13 protein-coding genes are annotated in these 16100 nt (G+C 58.2%); 7 read left to right on the top strand and 6 right to left on the bottom strand.

The annotated features are described in order from the left end of the window. Positions 1-39 precede the first annotated feature (39 nt). A complete protein-coding gene (gene ycaC / locus BLR16_RS09135; protein WP_058416325.1) occupies positions 40-666 on the top strand; it encodes an isochorismate family cysteine hydrolase YcaC in 627 nt (208 codons plus the stop codon). 189 nt (positions 667-855) lie between these two features. Here ycaC and BLR16_RS09130 read toward each other — a convergent pair whose 3' ends face one another. Beyond that, the gene (locus BLR16_RS09130) at positions 856-2169 is read right to left on the bottom strand and encodes a methyl-accepting chemotaxis protein (protein WP_032609546.1); all 1314 of its coding nucleotides are present in this window, start codon (positions 2167-2169) and stop codon (positions 856-858) included. A 260-nt stretch (positions 2170-2429) separates the two neighbouring features. On the opposite strand from BLR16_RS09130, the gene BLR16_RS09125 reads away from it, so the two are divergent. After that, positions 2430-3389: a GDP-mannose 4,6-dehydratase gene (locus BLR16_RS09125; protein ID WP_054080613.1), complete on the top strand. Its 960-nt coding sequence runs from the start codon at positions 2430-2432 to the stop codon at positions 3387-3389. A gap of 77 nt (positions 3390-3466) precedes the next feature. Here the strand turns inward: BLR16_RS09125 and gmd are convergent, their stop codons facing one another. Then, positions 3467-4513, bottom strand: a complete 1047-nt coding sequence (gene gmd, locus BLR16_RS09120; RefSeq protein WP_003365756.1) for a GDP-mannose 4,6-dehydratase — start codon at positions 4511-4513, stop codon at positions 3467-3469. A 389-nt stretch (positions 4514-4902) separates the two neighbouring features. On the opposite strand from gmd, the gene BLR16_RS09115 reads away from it, so the two are divergent. Beyond that, complete coding sequence (locus BLR16_RS09115; RefSeq protein ID WP_003433802.1) at positions 4903-6096, top strand: GGDEF domain-containing protein; 1194 nt, start codon at positions 4903-4905, stop codon at positions 6094-6096. A gap of 81 nt (positions 6097-6177) precedes the next feature. Next, positions 6178-6615: a GNAT family N-acetyltransferase gene (locus BLR16_RS09110; RefSeq protein WP_003350855.1), complete on the top strand. Its 438-nt coding sequence runs from the start codon at positions 6178-6180 to the stop codon at positions 6613-6615. Between the two features lie 8 nt (positions 6616-6623). Here BLR16_RS09110 and BLR16_RS09105 read toward each other — a convergent pair whose 3' ends face one another. Next, the gene (locus BLR16_RS09105; RefSeq protein ID WP_074805886.1) at positions 6624-8264 is read right to left on the bottom strand and encodes a methyl-accepting chemotaxis protein; all 1641 of its coding nucleotides are present in this window, start codon (positions 8262-8264) and stop codon (positions 6624-6626) included. Positions 8265-8522: 258 nt separating this feature from the next. On the opposite strand from BLR16_RS09105, the gene BLR16_RS09100 reads away from it, so the two are divergent. Beyond that, positions 8523-10535 carry an alkaline phosphatase D family protein gene (locus tag BLR16_RS09100; protein WP_074805889.1) on the top strand — a complete coding sequence of 671 codons (2013 nt, stop codon included), beginning with the start codon at positions 8523-8525 and terminating at the stop codon, positions 10533-10535. Between the two features lie 86 nt (positions 10536-10621). Then, a complete protein-coding gene (pcsA, locus tag BLR16_RS09095) occupies positions 10622-11341 on the top strand; it encodes a phosphatidylcholine synthase (RefSeq protein ID WP_003433808.1) in 720 nt (239 codons plus the stop codon). Between the two features lie 66 nt (positions 11342-11407). Here pcsA and BLR16_RS09090 read toward each other — a convergent pair whose 3' ends face one another. The 3 genes from BLR16_RS09090 to BLR16_RS09080 all read right to left on the bottom strand — a co-directional run bounded on the left by BLR16_RS09090 (position 11408) and on the right by BLR16_RS09080 (position 13769). Beyond that, positions 11408-12616 (bottom strand): sugar transporter, encoded by a 1209-nt coding sequence (locus tag BLR16_RS09090; protein ID WP_054080609.1) that lies wholly within the window; start codon positions 12614-12616, stop codon positions 11408-11410. A 268-nt stretch (positions 12617-12884) separates the two neighbouring features. Then, a complete protein-coding gene (locus BLR16_RS09085; RefSeq protein ID WP_074805892.1) occupies positions 12885-13316 on the bottom strand; it encodes a thiol-disulfide oxidoreductase DCC family protein in 432 nt (143 codons plus the stop codon). A 108-nt stretch (positions 13317-13424) separates the two neighbouring features. Continuing rightward, the gene (locus BLR16_RS09080; protein ID WP_042930397.1) at positions 13425-13769 is read right to left on the bottom strand and encodes a zinc ribbon domain-containing protein YjdM; all 345 of its coding nucleotides are present in this window, start codon (positions 13767-13769) and stop codon (positions 13425-13427) included. Between the two features lie 255 nt (positions 13770-14024). On the opposite strand from BLR16_RS09080, the gene BLR16_RS09075 reads away from it, so the two are divergent. Further along, on the top strand, positions 14025-16046 hold the full coding sequence (locus BLR16_RS09075; RefSeq protein WP_074805894.1) for an acyltransferase family protein: 2022 nt from the start codon (positions 14025-14027) through the stop codon (positions 16044-16046). The last annotated feature ends 54 nt before the right edge of the window (positions 16047-16100 follow it).

Below are 16100 nucleotides of genomic sequence, written 5' to 3'. Positions count from 1 at the left end.
CACGCCAGACCTCACCTACCCAAACGAAAGGACTTGACCATGACCCACACCACCTACAACCGCCTGAACAAAGATGACGCCATCGTTTTGCTGATCGATCATCAGACAGGCCTGATCTCGCTGGTGCAGGACTTCTCGCCGAACGAGTTCAAGAACAATGTTCTGGCCCTGGCTGACCTGGCCCGCTTCTTCGAACTGCCGACCATTCTCACCACCAGTTTTGAACAAGGCCCCAACGGCCCGCTGGTTCCGGAACTCAAGGCAATGTTTCCCGATGCGCCGTACATTGCCCGTCCGGGCCAGATCAACGCCTGGGACAACGAAGATTTTGTAAAGGCCATCAAGGCGACCGGCCGCAAGCAGTTGATCATTGCCGGGGTAGTGACCGATGTGTGCGTGACCTTTCCGACCCTGTCGGCATTGGCTGAAGGGTTTGAAGTATTCGTGGTCACCGATGCCTCCGGCACCTTCAACACCACGGTTCAACAAGCCGCGTGGTCGCGCATGACGCAGGCAGGTGCGCAACTGATGAACTGGTTCTCGGTGGCCTGTGAGCTGCAGGGCGACTGGCGTAACGATATCGAAGGACTGGGCAACCTGCTGTCCGAGCGCATCCCGAACTACCGCAACCTGATGAACAGCTATTCGGCGCTGACTGCTCGGTAGAGGCTGTCGACAAGTAGGGTGATAGGCGTCTGTAAGAACACTATCGTGCCCATGCGTTGGCATGCCGTTCAGGATGCTTAGCGTCCGATCTTGATTGCGCGACGAGGCGCAGAGGTGGATGGCCAGACTGCAAGGACCGGCCATTTCCACACCGCACACCACACCACAGAGTCCGCGAAACCAGAAAGACTACTTCAACTGATTGGCAAACCGCCCCACGGCACCCACCACCTGTTTGGCTCCTTCCTGAATCTCGACGATCACGGCACCGGCCTCGTTGGCCAGCACCAGGCCCTGCTCCGCCTGGGTGCGGCTGTTGGCCATGCCGCGTACTGCCTCATCGGCCAGCGACTGGTTTTGCTGCACGACGCTGACGATTTCTTCGGTCGCGGCGCTGGTGCGGCCTGCCAGTTGGCGGACTTCGTCAGCCACCACGGCAAAGCCCCGGCCCTGCTCACCGGCACGTGCGGCCTCGATGGCGGCGTTGAGTGCCAGCAGGTTGGTCTGCTGGGCGATGCCGCCAATGGTCTGCACGATAGAATTGATCAGCAATGACTGTTTGCCCAGCGCTTCGATGCCCGAGGAGGCTGACTGCATCTCTTCGGAGATCTTGCGCATGGTCTTTACAGTGTTTTGCACCACGTCCGCGCCGCGCTGGGCGCTGACGTCGGTCTGCTGGGAGATTTCAAACGCCACGCTGGCGGCCTGACTGACTTCTTCTTCGCGGGCCACCTGGTCGGTCACCATCGTGGCGAACTTGACCACCTTGTAAAGTTTGCCCTGAGCATCGTGGACCGGGTTGTAGGTTGCTTCCAGCCAGACCTCACGCCCGTTGCTGTCGAGACGCTTGAAGCGCCCGGCCACGAACTCGCCACGGTTGAGCATCGCCCAGAATTCCCGGTACGACGCCTGAGAGGTTTCCGCAGGATCACAGAAGATGCTGTGATGCTTGCCCTTGATCTGCGCCAGGTTATAACCCATGCCACGCAGGAACTGATCGTTGGCGGTCAATACCTGGCCGCTGAGGTCGAACTCGATCACGGCGGTCGAGCGTAACAGCGCCTGGATGAACGCGGAGTTCTCGGCAGCCGTTTCGACGATCTGGGTGATGTCCGAACCGTAGCATTGCAACGTCATCAGCCTGCCTTGCTCATCCAGCACTGGCTGCCAGAGGGCGCGAATCCACACCAGCCGGCCATCGGCATGCAGAAAACGGTACCTGTCGATGACCGACTCGCCCTTCTGCACCGCCACTTTGAGACTGCGGTAGCAATCCAGCTGTTTGACGTAAGTAGGCACCAAGTGATCGAGATCCTTGCCCTGCAGTTGCTCCAGCGAATAGCCAAGCGCATTGAGAAAGTTTTCATTGGCGTGGACGATGTGGTGGCTGGCGTCCAGAGTCAAAGACACCATTTGCGCATCCATCCCTTTCTGCATCTGCCGGTACATGGATAACTCGGCCTTTTGTGCCTGTAATTCCTTTTTCAAGCGAGCGTTGAACATGACGGCACCCATAGTGAGGTTGTACGTATATATCGACACAAGCGTAGACGGGATTAAGGCATTTCGTCTGATGGTGGCAGGATGGGTTGGGTTATGTTGTCTTGGCGCGTGCGGGCTTTAACTGCAAACACCCTTGAATATGTCAGGCTGCTGAACAGCGCCTTGAGGCGAAACAAAGGGCATGCGCAGCAGGTCAAACGGATCGACCCGCCCTTGCTAAACTCATTTACTTGCAGCACGTCCCACGAGGAGGCCACACGATGCAACGCATTCTGATCACTGGTGCAAACGGTTTCGTCGGGCAGATGCTGTGTCGCAAGCTACAGCAGGCAGGACATCATGTAGTTGCATTGGTGAGCCCTGAGTCTCCTGAGTCCGCTTGTGCCGCCGAATCGCTGCATTGCGACATTCGCGATGCCTCTGGCTTAGAGCGTGCGGTGTCCCGATCAAACCTCACTCATGTTGTACATTTGGCTGCAATCACTCACGTACCCGCCAGTTTCGAGGACCCCTTGATGACCTGGCAAACCAATGTCATGGGCAGTATGAACCTTCTGCAGGCATTGCAGCGCCAGAGTCCACAGGCATTTGTGCTGTTTGTGAGCTCATCGGAGGTCTACGGCGAGGCATTCAAGCAGGGTATTGCCCTCGACGAAAACAGCGTATGCAGGCCTATGAACCCGTATGCCGCGAGCAAACTTGCTGCTGAAACGGCCTTCCACGAAAACTTTCGTCGCGGACAGAGGGGTATCGTCGTACGCCCTTTCAATCATATTGGCGCGGGGCAATCAGCTGACTTTGCAACGGCCTCATTTGCTCGTCAGATTGCCTTGATAGAAGCAGGCAGGCAGGCACCGCAATTAAAAGTTGGAAATTTGCAAGCAGAGCGAGACTTTCTCGATGTCAGTGATGTGTGCGATGCGTACATCGCCCTGTTGAAAATGGCCGACACGCAGCAAACCTACGCTCGGTGCCTGAATATTTGCCGTGGCGAGCCCATACGTATCGAGGCCATACTCAACCAACTCACGGCACTGAGCTCAAGCACGATAGAGGTGGTCAACGATCCTGACCGAATGCGGCCGTCCGATATACCCAGCGCGTTCGGCGATAACTCCGCTATCCGCAGAGCGACTGACTGGGAGCCTACTACGACGCTGCGGGATACGCTGGCAACGCTATTGAATTACTGGCGCAATGAAGTAGCTGAGATGGTTTGAGCGATCAGGCCTCGGTGCAAGTGACGTTATACCCGTTAGCACCCGAGGCTTGAGTCGGACAGCATGGAAAGGGTTGATCAGAACGATGTCCCTTGCTGATTACGCTTCAGATCTGCGTCCACCATCAACCGACAAAGCTGCTCAAGGTTAGTACTTGCCTCCCAACCAAGCACCTGCCTGGCTTTCTCAGGATTGCCTATCAGCAACTCGACTTCAGAGGGACGGTAGAACCTGGGATTGACCTGGACGAGGGTCTCGCCCGTCGCCACATTGATGCCCCGCTCGTTCTCCGCGCTGCCTTTCCATTCCAGATCTATGTCGACAGCCTTGAACGCCATGGCCACAAAGTCACGAACCGTTTCGGATCTGTGGGTCGCCAGTACAAATGAGTCGGGCTCGTCGGCCTGCAACATGCGCCACATGCCTTCCACATACTCTTTGGCAAACCCCCAGTCACGCTTGGCGTCCAGATTGCCTAACTCCAGAAGTTGCGACATACCCAGTGAAATGCGTGCGGCAGAATCAGTTATTTTGCGGGTGACAAACTCTTTGCCGCGCAGCGGAGACTCATGGTTGAACAAAATGCCGCTGGCTCCAAAAATCCCATAGGACTCTCGATAGTTGACCGTCATCCAGTGCGCATAAAGCTTGGCGACGCCATAAGGACTGCGCGGATAGAACGACGTGCTTTCGACCTGTGGGACTTCTTGCACCTTGCCGAACATTTCGGAAGTCGATGCCTGATAAAAGCGTATCTTCGGGTTCACGATGCGTATCGCTTCGAGCAGGTTGACTGCACCCAAGCCGGTAATTTCGGCAGTCGTTATCGGTTGGTCGAAGGAAACGCCGACAAAACTCTGCGCCGCCAGGTTGTAAATCTGAGTGGGTTCGGCTTTTTGCAACAAGCGAATGCTGGCACTCAGATCAGTCAGGTCATGTTCAACAAGGTGCAGATTCGGATGGCTGGCTACGCCAAGCTCTTCGAGACGCCAGAAATTGACCGAGCTGGTACGGCGATAGGTGCCGTAAACCTTATGCCCTTTCTCCAACAGAAGTTGAGTCAAGTACGCGCCATCCTGGCCAGTGATGCCCGTGATAATTACAGATTCTTCAGGTGTATTCATAAATAGGAGCTCGGTCCGGGTTCGCTTGGCTTCATTTATTATGCCGAGATAAATTCATGAATCCCGGCGCGCCTGCTTCGAAAGCAGCCCACATTGTTTGAGTCGAAGCATAAGACCACTATAGATGGGGATCTGAAGTGCAAGCAGTCATTTTTCAGACATCTCTGCCTCCCCTAGGCTGCCGGAGGGTGTCGCCAAGAGAAACTCACCGCCCTCCTGCAAAATCCCCAGGACATCGATGATCTAAGGTGCAGGACACAGTAGAAGCTTTACCCACGTAGGCAACAGCCACCACCGGTCGACTTTGGGAGAGTGACACGATACATTGATAGCACTAAGACATCACTCGTGATGTCCTATGTCTCTCGATGTTAATGTCCCGGTGTCACATGCTTGTTTCTGCCCTTGAACGTCCCAATCTTGAAGATGCGCAACTCCTTGCCGAGGTCGAGCAGACGATCACTTCAGGTGTTGGCTCGTTACGCTTCAGCCGTGTTCTTGAGCAACGCTATCAGGAAGAAACCCGGCTACCGCGGCGCGAGTTCCTGACGGCGGTAGGGATTGGCGGCAGTCTGATCTACAACCTGTTCCTGATCAGTGACTGGTTGATACTGCGGGATGTGTTTTTCTATGTAGCCGTGGGCCGTCTGTGCCTGATGACGCCGATGTTTATCGCGCTATTGATACTGGCTCAACGCGTTACCACGCGCTGGGCGATGGAAACCATCGCTGCATTCGCCACGGTCGTGTGCTCGCTCATGCCATTGCTGGTCATGATTCACAGCGACAGCCCTTATCAGATCTTTTATCAACTCGGCATGCTGTTGATCATGGTCTACTGCACCATGATCCAGCAATTGCCGTTGCGTCATGCCGCTGTCGCCATGTCATGCATGCTGATCATCCAGTTGGTGACTACCTACATTGCCGACTTCGCCGACTTCGTGATCTGGCAGGCCAACGCCGTGTTGTTCGTCTCGACGGTAGCACTGCTGCTGATGGCCTCCTACTTTCTGGAGCGGGCAAGCCGCATGAGCTACCTGTTTGCGCTCCGCGGGCGCCTGCTTCAAGTGCAATTGATGGAGTTCGCGCGTACCGATGGGCTGACCCGGCTGTTCAATCGACACTACCAGGATGAAGTGATGACCTCCGTCTGGGAGCACGCTCGCAATACGCCGGCGAACGTGGCGATCATCCTGCTGGACATCGACCACTTCAAATCCTACAACGACAACTACGGGCACCCGCAAGGCGATACTTGCCTCAGATTGCTTTGTCAGAAAATCCAGCAAAGCGCGCATGAGCATGGCGCTGTGGCGTTCCGGTTCGGCGGCGAAGAGGTTCTGGTGCTGATGATCGGCGATGCCGTGCAGGCCAGAGAAGTGGCCGCGGCCCTGCAGAGCGCTGTTGCCGAGCTTAAATTGCCGCACCCGGTGCTGGGCGAAAACGCGCTGGTCACCATCAGCCTCGGCGTGGCGTGTGCGACAGCGCCCCTGACCAGCGCCGAGAACCTGATTGGTGCGGCTGACAATGCCCTCTACGCGGCCAAGCGCGCCGGACGTAATTGCGTGTGCTTTGCGTGAAATGAAACACCGCAGGATCCTGCTTTACGCCACGCCCCTGCCACTTTAATCTCGGCGCACACCCAGGCTGGGAGCCATCGCATGAGCATTCACATTGACGTCAACACCAACCCTACGGAAGAGGATCGTCTGGCGATTCTGGAACCACTGAAACGGTTCAACGCCGAGCAGGCGGGCGACGGCAAGTCCGGGAAAGTGGCGATGTTCATTCGCGATGATCAAACCCGGGAAGTCCTCGGCGGCCTGCACGCTCGTATTCTTTATGAGTGGCTGTTCATCGAGCTGCTGGTCGTGCCGGAACAAGCCCGTGGGCAAGGCATGGGCTCGCGTTTGATGCGGATGGCCGAGGATCTGGCGGTTGAAAAGGGCTGCACGGGAATCTGGCTGGACACCTTCGACTTCCAGGCCCCCGACTTCTATCGTCGCCACGGTTACACCGAGTTCGGCCAGATTGACGACTATCCGCCTGGCAACAAGCGCTTCTTTTTCCAGAAGCGCCTGCCGAACACAACGGCCTGATGCTTGCGTCAGACCTTGAACTTGCCTACCAGATTGTTGAAGGAAATGGCCAGACGCGACAGCTCCTGGCTTGAAGCACTGGTCTGGTGCGCACCTGCGGCGGTCTGGGTGGAAAGGTCCTGAATGTTGACCAGGTTGCGATCCACTTCGCGCGCAACGTGGGACTGCTCTTCGGAGGCCGTCGCAATCAACATGTTGCGGTCGTTGATCTCGGCGATGCTCTGCGCAATGCGCTCCAGCGACTGCCCCGTGGCCTGAGCCAGGGTTTGCGTGTTGCTGGCCAGCGTGCGGCTGTTGCCCATGGCCCGCACGGCTTGATCGGCACTGGCCTGGACACTGCCGATCATGGTTTCGATTTCGCCAGTGGATGCCTGGGTTCGAGCGGCCAGCGCCCGTACTTCGTCCGCTACCACAGCGAAGCCGCGCCCCTGCTCGCCTGCACGCGCAGCCTCGATGGCAGCGTTGAGGGCCAGCAGGTTGGTCTGCTCGGCGATCCCACGGATCACGTCCAGCACCTGCCCGATCTCACGAACGCGTCCGGCGAGTTCTTCGACCATCGTGGTCGAACTGCTGATCTCGGCACTGACGGTATTGATCGCATTCACGGCATCACGGGCCTGATCACGACCGGCAGCCGCGTCGGTGCTGGTCTGTCGGGACGCTTCCGACGTCGACATGGCGTTACGCGCGACCTCTTCGACCGCAGCGGTCATCTCGTTCACCGCCGTAGCGGCCTGCTGAATCTCATCGTTCTGACGGATCAGACCGCGACTGCTTTCTTCAGTCACCGCATTCAGCTCTTCAGCGGCCGAGGCCAACTGGTCGGCAGCGCTGGATATTTGCCCGATCGTGCTTTTCAGGTTGTCCTGCATATCGCTCAGGGCAACCAGCATCATGCCGGCTTCGTCGTGATATTGGCTGGTAATCGGCAGGGTCAGATCACCGCTGGCAATTCGCCGGGCATTGGTCACTGCCGTATTGATTGGCGTGCTGATGGCGCGACTTATGAACAGGCCCATCACAAACGCGGCCAAGAATGACAAACCAATGCCGATGTACAGGTTTCGTTGCGCAGCGTCCTGTGTCTGGTCGGAAGCGACAGCGGCCTCCCCCGCCTGACGATTATTGGAGTTGACGATGGTGGTCAGCTGATCCATGACCTTCAGGTAACCGCTGCGTACATCACCGTCGATGATCGCTCTCGCACCCGCAATGTCACCGGACAGGGCAGTGCCTTTGGCCTGCTCGATGAGTGCCTGATAGCCAGGCCAGTCTCTGTCCATCTGATCACCGGCGGCGCGCTCGTCATCCTCAAGCGGCGTAGCCCGGTAGGTGGCGTAGCTTTTTTCAGCCTGAGTCCTGTTAACGGTCATGCTCGCGAGAATATCGTCCTTGACGCTTTGCGGGGCGTTGCCTGCCATGGCGGCCAATAAACGATAAAGATCACGGTTCTGAGCAATGACCGAGGCCTTGACCTCGCCGGTTTTTGTAACCGACAGCAGGCTGTTGGTAAACACGTTATCCAGGCTGACGGACAAGGCACTGATGCCTCGGCTGCCTATTACGCCTACCCCTAGGGTGAAAAGCGCACATAACGCAAAAGACATGAAAAGCTTGGCCGACAGCCTCGCGTTGTAGAACCATTTCATAGCTGAAACCCTCATGAGCAAATATGGCACAACGCCATAAAAACTTTATGGAATTCAGATGCCTGTTGCATAGTCATGTATCGGCATTTTCAGCGCACTCTGCAGGCGGTTAACAAAGTCTTCATACGGACATGGTCGAGCGGGCCGCCTCGCATGCCTGCAATGTCCGGAAACACGCGCTCGCGTGGTGTAACAAGAACTTTCCAGGCCCGTTGCGTTACCATTCCCGCCTGTGTCCCGCCAGAGTCATGAGTCAGGATGTCTGCTTCTTCCATCGAACAACTCACTTCGTTACCGTCCATCCTTGCCGGCCCGCTGTTGCGCCGTCAGGAAGCCGGCCGCCTGGTGTTGTGGCTGGCAGGGTCTCGTCCGTTGCGCCTGACCGTGCGCCTGCGCCATGCAGCTACCGATGCCCCCACGGCGGGCTTCAACGATTACGTACTCGACGACCGGCAATGCCAGGTCATCGCAGTCGGGCGCCAAGCGTTCATTCACCTGATCGATCTGCAACTGGAAGCCGAACTGCCCCGCGACACCTGGATCGAGTACGACCTGCTGGTGGAAGGCGAAGGCGGCATTGCCGAGTGGGCGCCGCACCTGCTGTACGAGGGCAACCGCTACCCGAACTTCGTGGTGCGCAGCAGCATTGATCACCTTTTGCATGGCTCGTGCCGCAAGCCGCACCACAGCGCGGCCGAGGGTCTGCTGTGCGTGGACCGCCTGCTGGCCGACGTCAAGGAGCCGCTGCAACGCCCTGCGCTGTTGATGATGAGCGGCGATCAGATCTACGCCGACGATGTCGCCGGGCCGATGCTGCGCGCCATCCATATGCTGATCGAGCGGCTGGGGTTGTTCGACGAGCGACTCGACGGTGCCATCGTCGATGACAGCCCTCGTCTCTATGCGCATCCGGCCAGCTATTACCAGCGTGCCGACCTGCTGCCGGCCCTGAAAAGCAACGACACGCTGCGTGAGCGTTTTTTTGGCGGCACCAGCAAGCCGGTATTCACCAGCAGCACAGCGGATAACCATCTGGTTACCCTGGCGGAAGTCATGGCGATGTACCTGCTGGTCTGGTCACCCACGCCCTGGACCCTGATCGAACCCGGCAGGCCGCGGCTGGAAGACGGGGAAGTCGAGCGCTACGCCAGGGAGCAGCAACTGGTCGAGGCGTTTGCCGAGGGCCTGGGCGGCGTAGCGCGAGCGATGGCACATCTGCCGTGCATGATGATTTTCGACGACCACGACATCACCGATGACTGGAACCTGTCGGCGAACTGGGAGCAAACGGCTTACGGCCACCCATTCTCCAAACGCATCATCGGTAACGCCCTGCTCGCCTATCTGCTTTGCCAGGGCTGGGGGAATAACCCGGATGCGCTCAACGGGCTGGTCAGGCAGGCTCACGCACTGAGCACCGAGGCCGTGTCGAACGACAACTGGCTGGACAGCCAGGCCCAGGACCAGCTGATTGATCAGCTGTTGAAGTTTCAGCAATGGCATTACGTGTTACCCACCAGCCCGGCACTGGTGGTACTGGATACCCGCACCCGGCGCTGGCGCAGCGAGTCGAACTTCAACCACCCGTCCGGCCTGCTCGACTGGGAAGCGCTCAGTGAACTGCAACAGGAGCTGATCGACCATAAATCAGCGATTATCGTCTCACCTGCCCCCGTGTTCGGCGTCAAGTTGATCGAGGCCATACAACGGATATTCAGTTGGTGCGGCTATCCGTTGCTGGTCGATGCGGAAAACTGGATGGCGCACCGTGGCGCCGCCAACGTCATTCTGAACATCTTTCGCCATTCCAGAACACCGGGCAATTACGTGATCCTGTCGGGCGATGTGCATTACTCGTTCGTCTACGAAATCCTGATTCGCCAGCGCAGTGGCGGGCCTCATATCTGGCAAATCACCAGCAGTGGTATCAAGAATGAATTCCCCCGTCGTCTGCTGGACACTTTTGATCGGCTGAATCGCTGGTTATACTCTCCCCGCTCACCTCTTAACTGGTTCACCAAGCGCCGCCTGATGAAGGTTGTTCCGCGCACGCCCGAGCACAGCAAGGCCGGTGAACGCTTATGGAACTCGGCAGGTGTCGGGCAGGTACTGTTCAACGAACAGGGCCAGCCGACCCTGATCAACCAACTCAATGCCAACGGTGACCCGCCTACCTGTTTCGTCGAACCGGAAGAATACAGAGACCAGCGATCTGACCCAGAGCGTGGCTTTATGGAAAACAACCGGAAAACAAGGGAGAGTAACCGCTAAACTTATCGGCAATTGCCGGGTCGATAGTTGCTACCGGTCAGGTTGCGGCACACCCTGGCAAGCATTATTTCCTGGAGAGCGCCCCCGTGATAACCAATCAACGCATAGCCAGACTCAACGCATGGGGGGCACATGGCTTCACCGCCACCGGCGTAGTCCTTGCGTTCCTGGCGACCATTGCCTTGTTCAACAATGAACCCAAAGCCTGCCTGTTGTGGCTGGGCGCGGCCCTGATCGTGGATGGAGTCGACGGCTCACTGGCTCGCAAGGTCAACACCACGTCGGTCCTGCCGCACTTCGATGGCTCGGTACTGGATCTGGTCATCGACTACCTGACCTACGTGTTCATCCCGGCACTGTTCATCTACCGCTATATACCGGTACCGGATTACACGCTGCTGCTGAGCGTCTCGGTCATTCTGGTTTCGTCGCTGTTCTGCTTCTGCAACGTCGACATGAAAAGCAAGGACAACTACTTTCAGGGCTTCCCCGCTGCCTGGAACGTCGTTGCACTGTGCCTCTACATTCTGTCACCTGCACCCTGGCTGACGTTCATCACCATCATCGCTCTTGCGCTGCTGACCCTGACCCGCATGAAGTTCCTGCACCCGTTCCGCGTGCGCCGCTTCATGCCGATCAATATCGCTGTGACCACCGTATGGTTGCTGTCCAGCGCACTGCTGATCATCAACCACCCGCACAATGGCCCGGTGGTCATGGGGCTGTGGCTGGCGATGTCGGCGTATTTCCTGGGGATTTGTATCTGGAGAACGTCGCTGGAGTGGCTGGGTCGGCTTAAAGCCTGACACTCAAGTCAGACCAAAAAGCTCGCTGAACGCATTGCGCGGTCAGCGAGTTTTTTTATGCGCGTCCTATTTGCTCTCGGCCTGCATCTCGGCAGCTGGCCGGACCTTGCCGAAGTGATGCGTTGTATAGCAGCAGAACCCCAGCCCGCCGAGGGCCAGCAGGCCGCCGACGATACCGACATTGGCAACCCCGAGATGGCTGCTGACCACACTGCCGAGCAGCGCGCCGCCGCCAATACCGATATTGAAGATGCCCGAGAACAGCGCCATCGCCACATCGGTTGCATCGGGTGCCAACGACAGCACGCGCGCCTGCAGGGTCAGGCCGAAGCACATGATCGCCATGCCCCAGATAATGGTCAGCGTACCGAGCGTCACGGCGTCACCGGAGAGGGGCAACAGCATCAGCAGGCAAACGGTCAGCGTACCAATGGCGGTGATCAACAGTCCGTTCGGGAAGCGGTCGCTGAACAGGCTGAAGATGATCGAGCCCATGATCCCGGCACCGCCAAAGACCAGCAGCAGGATCGTGGTCATTTCGCCGCTGAGTCGAGACACAGTCTGGGTGAACGGCTCGATATAGCTGTAGGCGGTGAAATGAGCGGTCACCACAATCGCCGTCAGCAGGTAGATAGCCATCAACCGTGGGCGCTTGAACAGGATCGGCAGGCTGCGCAACGAGCCGGAGTTCTGGCTGGGCAGCAAAGGCAGCGCGCGAGCCAACAGGAAGACTACCAGCGCAGCGATGCCGGCGATGCCCAGAAAGGTAGTCCGCCAGCCCAGTGCTTCACCCAACACGCGGCCCAGCGGAATACCCAGCACCATCGCCAGCGACGTACCGGTCGCCAGCAGGCCCAGCGCCTGGACCTGCTTGCCAGGCGGCGCGATGCGCACGGCCAGCGACGCCGTGACCGACCAGAACACCGCATGTGCAAAGGCGATACCGACCCGACTCACCAGCAGGATCGCGAAGCTGGGGGAGATTGCCGAGAGCACGTGGCTGACCACAAACAGGCCGAACACGAACATCAGCAACTTGCGGCGCTCGATGTTGCGCGTCGCCAGCATCATCGGCAACGACATCAGCGACACGACCCAGGCATAGATCGTGAGCATCAACCCGACCTGGGCCGGGGTCATTTCGAAGCTCTGGCCGATGTTACTCAGCAGACCGATCGGCACGAACTCGGTGGTATTGAAAATGAAGGCCGCCAAGGCCAGCGCGAATACGCCAAGCCAGCTACCTGCCTGCTCGTTTGGAGGTGAAGTTATCAAGAATCACAACGCCCTGAAAATGTTCCGACCCGAAGGCCGATCGCCACGCGTGAACACGCACGCCTGACACCTGTATGGAAAACGGCGGCTCGCCCCACTGAAAAACCAACGCAAAAACGCTCCGCTCGACCTTCTGAATCGGGCGCAGTGTGCAAAGTGGATTATTGTGGATATGGGGAGTGGAGCCAGATGACACGAATTCTACGGACCGCCAGAGTGGATCACAACCCGTGCACTCATAACAGACTTTACAAATGACCGCCGGTCGTCAGCCGTCGAGGAAGCGCTGCCGGTCCTGAGGCGACGGCAACAGGCAGTGATCATAGCGCCCGAACAGGCGATATCGGTTGAGCGCGATACGGTTGTAGGCCCAGTCCCTTAGAAAGCGTGGAAAAATCCCCAGCACTTTGAGCAGCGGCCACGGCGCAGGCAACAGCCCCATGATGTGCAGAAAGGCATCCGAGCGTACGAACACCCGATTATTGACGATGACCGCGATGGTATGAAAATCGTCGAGTGGCAGCCCGGCCCACTTCAGCAATGCCTGCCCTTGCTCCGACTGCACGGCGGCCAAGCGCAGACGCTGATGCGGATCATGGCGAATCAGAAACTTCACCACGCCATTGCACAGTTTGCAGACGCCATCGAACAGTACGACACATTCATCGGGTTTCAGATACGGGGCGGGGGTACTCGGCACGGTATTCACCTGTTCAGGAAAAACAGCCCTGGCGCGCCCGGAAACATGAACGCCCCGCAAGTCGAAGGACCGGCGAGGCGTTCAGGCTAAAGCCATTGCCCGACAGAATCAAACCTTGCGGACGAACTCCGACTTCAGCTTCATCGCGCCGATGCCGTCGATCTTGCAATCGATGTCGTGGTCGCCATCGACCAGGCGGATGTTCTTGACCTTGGTGCCGACCTTGACCACCAGCGAGGAGCCTTTGACTTTCAAGTCCTTGATCACCGTGACGGTGTCGCCGTCCTGCAGCATGTTGCCCGTTGAATCCTTGATGACTTTCACGTCGTCGGATGCATCGGCGCCAGCGGCGTCGGCAGACCATTCATGGGCGCATTCCGGGCAGATCAGCAGGCTGCCGTCTTCGTAGGTGTATTCGGAATTGCATTTCGGGCAGGACGGTAAGCTCACAATGGTTCTCGCATCGAGGAGGGTAAAACCATGCATTATAAAGGGCTTTTCCTGTTTCAGGTGGGAAGAGACTGATCTGTCGTCATAAACCTGCTTCAGTCATTGGACAGAAGCGAAGACCTGAACTAAAAAATACAGCACGCTCTGTCCTGCAACTCCTCTTCGACCTCCCCCTACACGACCCCTGCGCCTCGCGTTGGCGGTAGCTATTGCAGCGCACTTACCGTCTCTTGCCACTTACTGCACTGAGCACATCACATGGGCATGCCTCACAAACCGGCACTCGGCTATCGGCCCGAGATCGATGGTCTGCGCGCGCTCGCGGTCATCCCGGTCATTCTGTTCCACGCGGGCTTGCCGCTGTTCAGCGGCGGATTCGTGGGCGTCGATATCTTTTTCGTGATTTCCGGCTATCTGATCACGTCGATCATCATCGCGGAGAAGATCAAAGGGCGTTTCTCGCTGATCAACTTTTACGAACGACGCGCGCGGCGCATCCTGCCTGCGCTGTTCGTGATGATGCTGATCTGCCTGCCTGTCGCGTGGTTGACGCTCGATCCGTCTGACCTGAAATACTTCGCCAAGAGTCTGGTGGCGGTGCCGACCTTCTCATCCAACGTGCTGTTCTGGCTGGAAAGTGGCTATTTCGACGCCACGGCAGAACTCAAACCGTTGTTGCATACCTGGACGCTCGCGGTGGAGGAACAGTATTACCTGTTCTTCCCGCTGCTCTTGATGCTGACCTGGGGCCTGGGCCGCAAGCGGCTGATTGGGCTGCTGATGGTCGTCGCCCTGGCCAGCCTGGCGATGGCGCAACCGAGCGCCCATCAAGACACCAGCGACGCGTTTTATCTGCTGCCGGCACGCGGCTGGGAATTACTGTCGGGCTCATTCATAGCCTTCTACTTTGCCTGGCGACCGCGCAGCACCGGGGGTGCTAGCGTTATCGATCAGACGGCAGCGGCGTTGGGGATTTTGCTGATCGGTTATGCCGTGGTCGGTTTCGACAGCAGCACGCCCTTCCCCGGCCTTAATGCACTGGTACCCGTGCTGGGTGCGGTGTTGGTCATCGTCTTCGCGCATGGCAAAACCTGGGTTGGAAGCGCGCTGAGTACACGTGTGCCGGTCGCGATCGGCATGCTCAGCTACAGCGCCTACCTGTGGCATCAGCCCGTTTTTGCCTTCGCCCGCCAGTACAAGCTGAATGAACCGAGCCTGCTGCTCATGCTGGCGCTTGCCCTTGTGTCTCTGATGCTGGCCTGGTTGAGCTGGCGTTTCGTCGAGCAGCCGTTTCGCAAGGCGGGCACCTTCACTCGCCGTCAGATTTTCACCACGGCAGGCGCTGCCTCAACGCTGTTTATCGCGCTGGGGCTGGTCGGCTATGTGAATAACGGCTTTCCCCAGCGCTTCGCTGTCGACCCGGAGCTGCATCAGGCATTCGCCGACCCGTTGATACGCGACAAATGCGACCCGCCCTTGGCCGGCAAAGGCGGTAACGTCGATTTTTGCCTGTTCGGGCTCGCTGACAGTCAGGCAGTGCCTGACATGGCGCTGTTCGGCGACAGCCACTCCGAGGCGCTGTTATCCACGTTCGACGCCGCCGCTCGGGATCAGGGCAGAACCCTCGCGCATATCGGCCTGGGCGGCTGCCTGCCCTTGCTCGGCGTGGACGTGGCCAACGGCAACTATGCTGCGGGGGTCTGCGAAGCGCTGGCCGATCGGGAGTTCGAATACGTGAAACAGCAGCGGATCAAGAAGGTCGTGCTGGTGGCGCGCTGGACGCTGTATACCGGCGACGATTACAGCGAGAGGACGATGAGCAAATATTTCCTGACCTCACGCGCCGATCCGCAGAAAAGCCGGGAAACCTCGCGCAGGGTATTCAGCCAGGCGCTTGAACACACGATCGAGGCCTACCGCAGTATCGGCGCCGAGCTGTTCATCGTTGCGCAGGTACCACAGCAAATGATCAACCCTGAAAGTCTTTATTACCGCTTGGCGCGGGATGCTTCGGACAGCGATGCGCAGGCATTACAGCGGGTCAGCGAACTGTCGGTGCCGGTCGAAAAACACGACCTGTTGCAGCGTTTCACCCGCCAGCTGTTCCTGCGCGCTAGCCAATCGCAACACATCAGCCTGATCACGCTGGATGACGCCTTCTGCAAGGACAGGCAATGCCTGATCGGCGACCTGCATTCGTACTACAAGGATTTCAACCACCTCAACGCCCGGGGTGCAGGGCTGCTTGCCGGCCAGATCAGCCATATTCTTGAGCAGTGACAGGGTTTTATCAGGCGGCATTGTCTGTAATGCTGATGCCTGACCAGACGCCCG

The organism is Pseudomonas sp. BS3767 (assembly GCF_900099665.1).
Taxonomy (GTDB): Bacteria; Pseudomonadota; Gammaproteobacteria; order Pseudomonadales; family Pseudomonadaceae; genus Aquipseudomonas; species Aquipseudomonas cerasi.
The sequence above is the reverse complement of the archived record's forward strand: the minus strand, read 5'-3'. Positions and strand labels throughout refer to the sequence as shown.

Bases quoted from the DNA above. Each gene is read 5' to 3' on its own strand.
- ycaC (WP_058416325.1), top strand. From the start codon at position 40: ATGACCCACACCACCTACAACCGCCTGAACAAAGATGACGCCATCGTT.
- BLR16_RS09130 (WP_032609546.1), bottom strand. From the start codon at position 2,169: ATGTTCAACGCTCGCTTGAAAAAGGAATTACAGGCACAAAAGGCCGAG.
- BLR16_RS09125 (WP_054080613.1), top strand. From the start codon at position 2,430: ATGCAACGCATTCTGATCACTGGTGCAAACGGTTTCGTCGGGCAGATG.
- gmd (WP_003365756.1), bottom strand. From the start codon at position 4,513: ATGAATACACCTGAAGAATCTGTAATTATCACGGGCATCACTGGCCAG.
- BLR16_RS09115 (WP_003433802.1), top strand. From the start codon at position 4,903: ATGCTTGTTTCTGCCCTTGAACGTCCCAATCTTGAAGATGCGCAACTC.
- BLR16_RS09110 (WP_003350855.1), top strand. From the start codon at position 6,178: ATGAGCATTCACATTGACGTCAACACCAACCCTACGGAAGAGGATCGT.
- BLR16_RS09105 (WP_074805886.1), bottom strand. From the start codon at position 8,264: ATGAAATGGTTCTACAACGCGAGGCTGTCGGCCAAGCTTTTCATGTCT.
- BLR16_RS09100 (WP_074805889.1), top strand. From the start codon at position 8,523: ATGTCTGCTTCTTCCATCGAACAACTCACTTCGTTACCGTCCATCCTT.
- BLR16_RS09075 (WP_074805894.1), top strand. From the start codon at position 14,025: ATGGGCATGCCTCACAAACCGGCACTCGGCTATCGGCCCGAGATCGAT.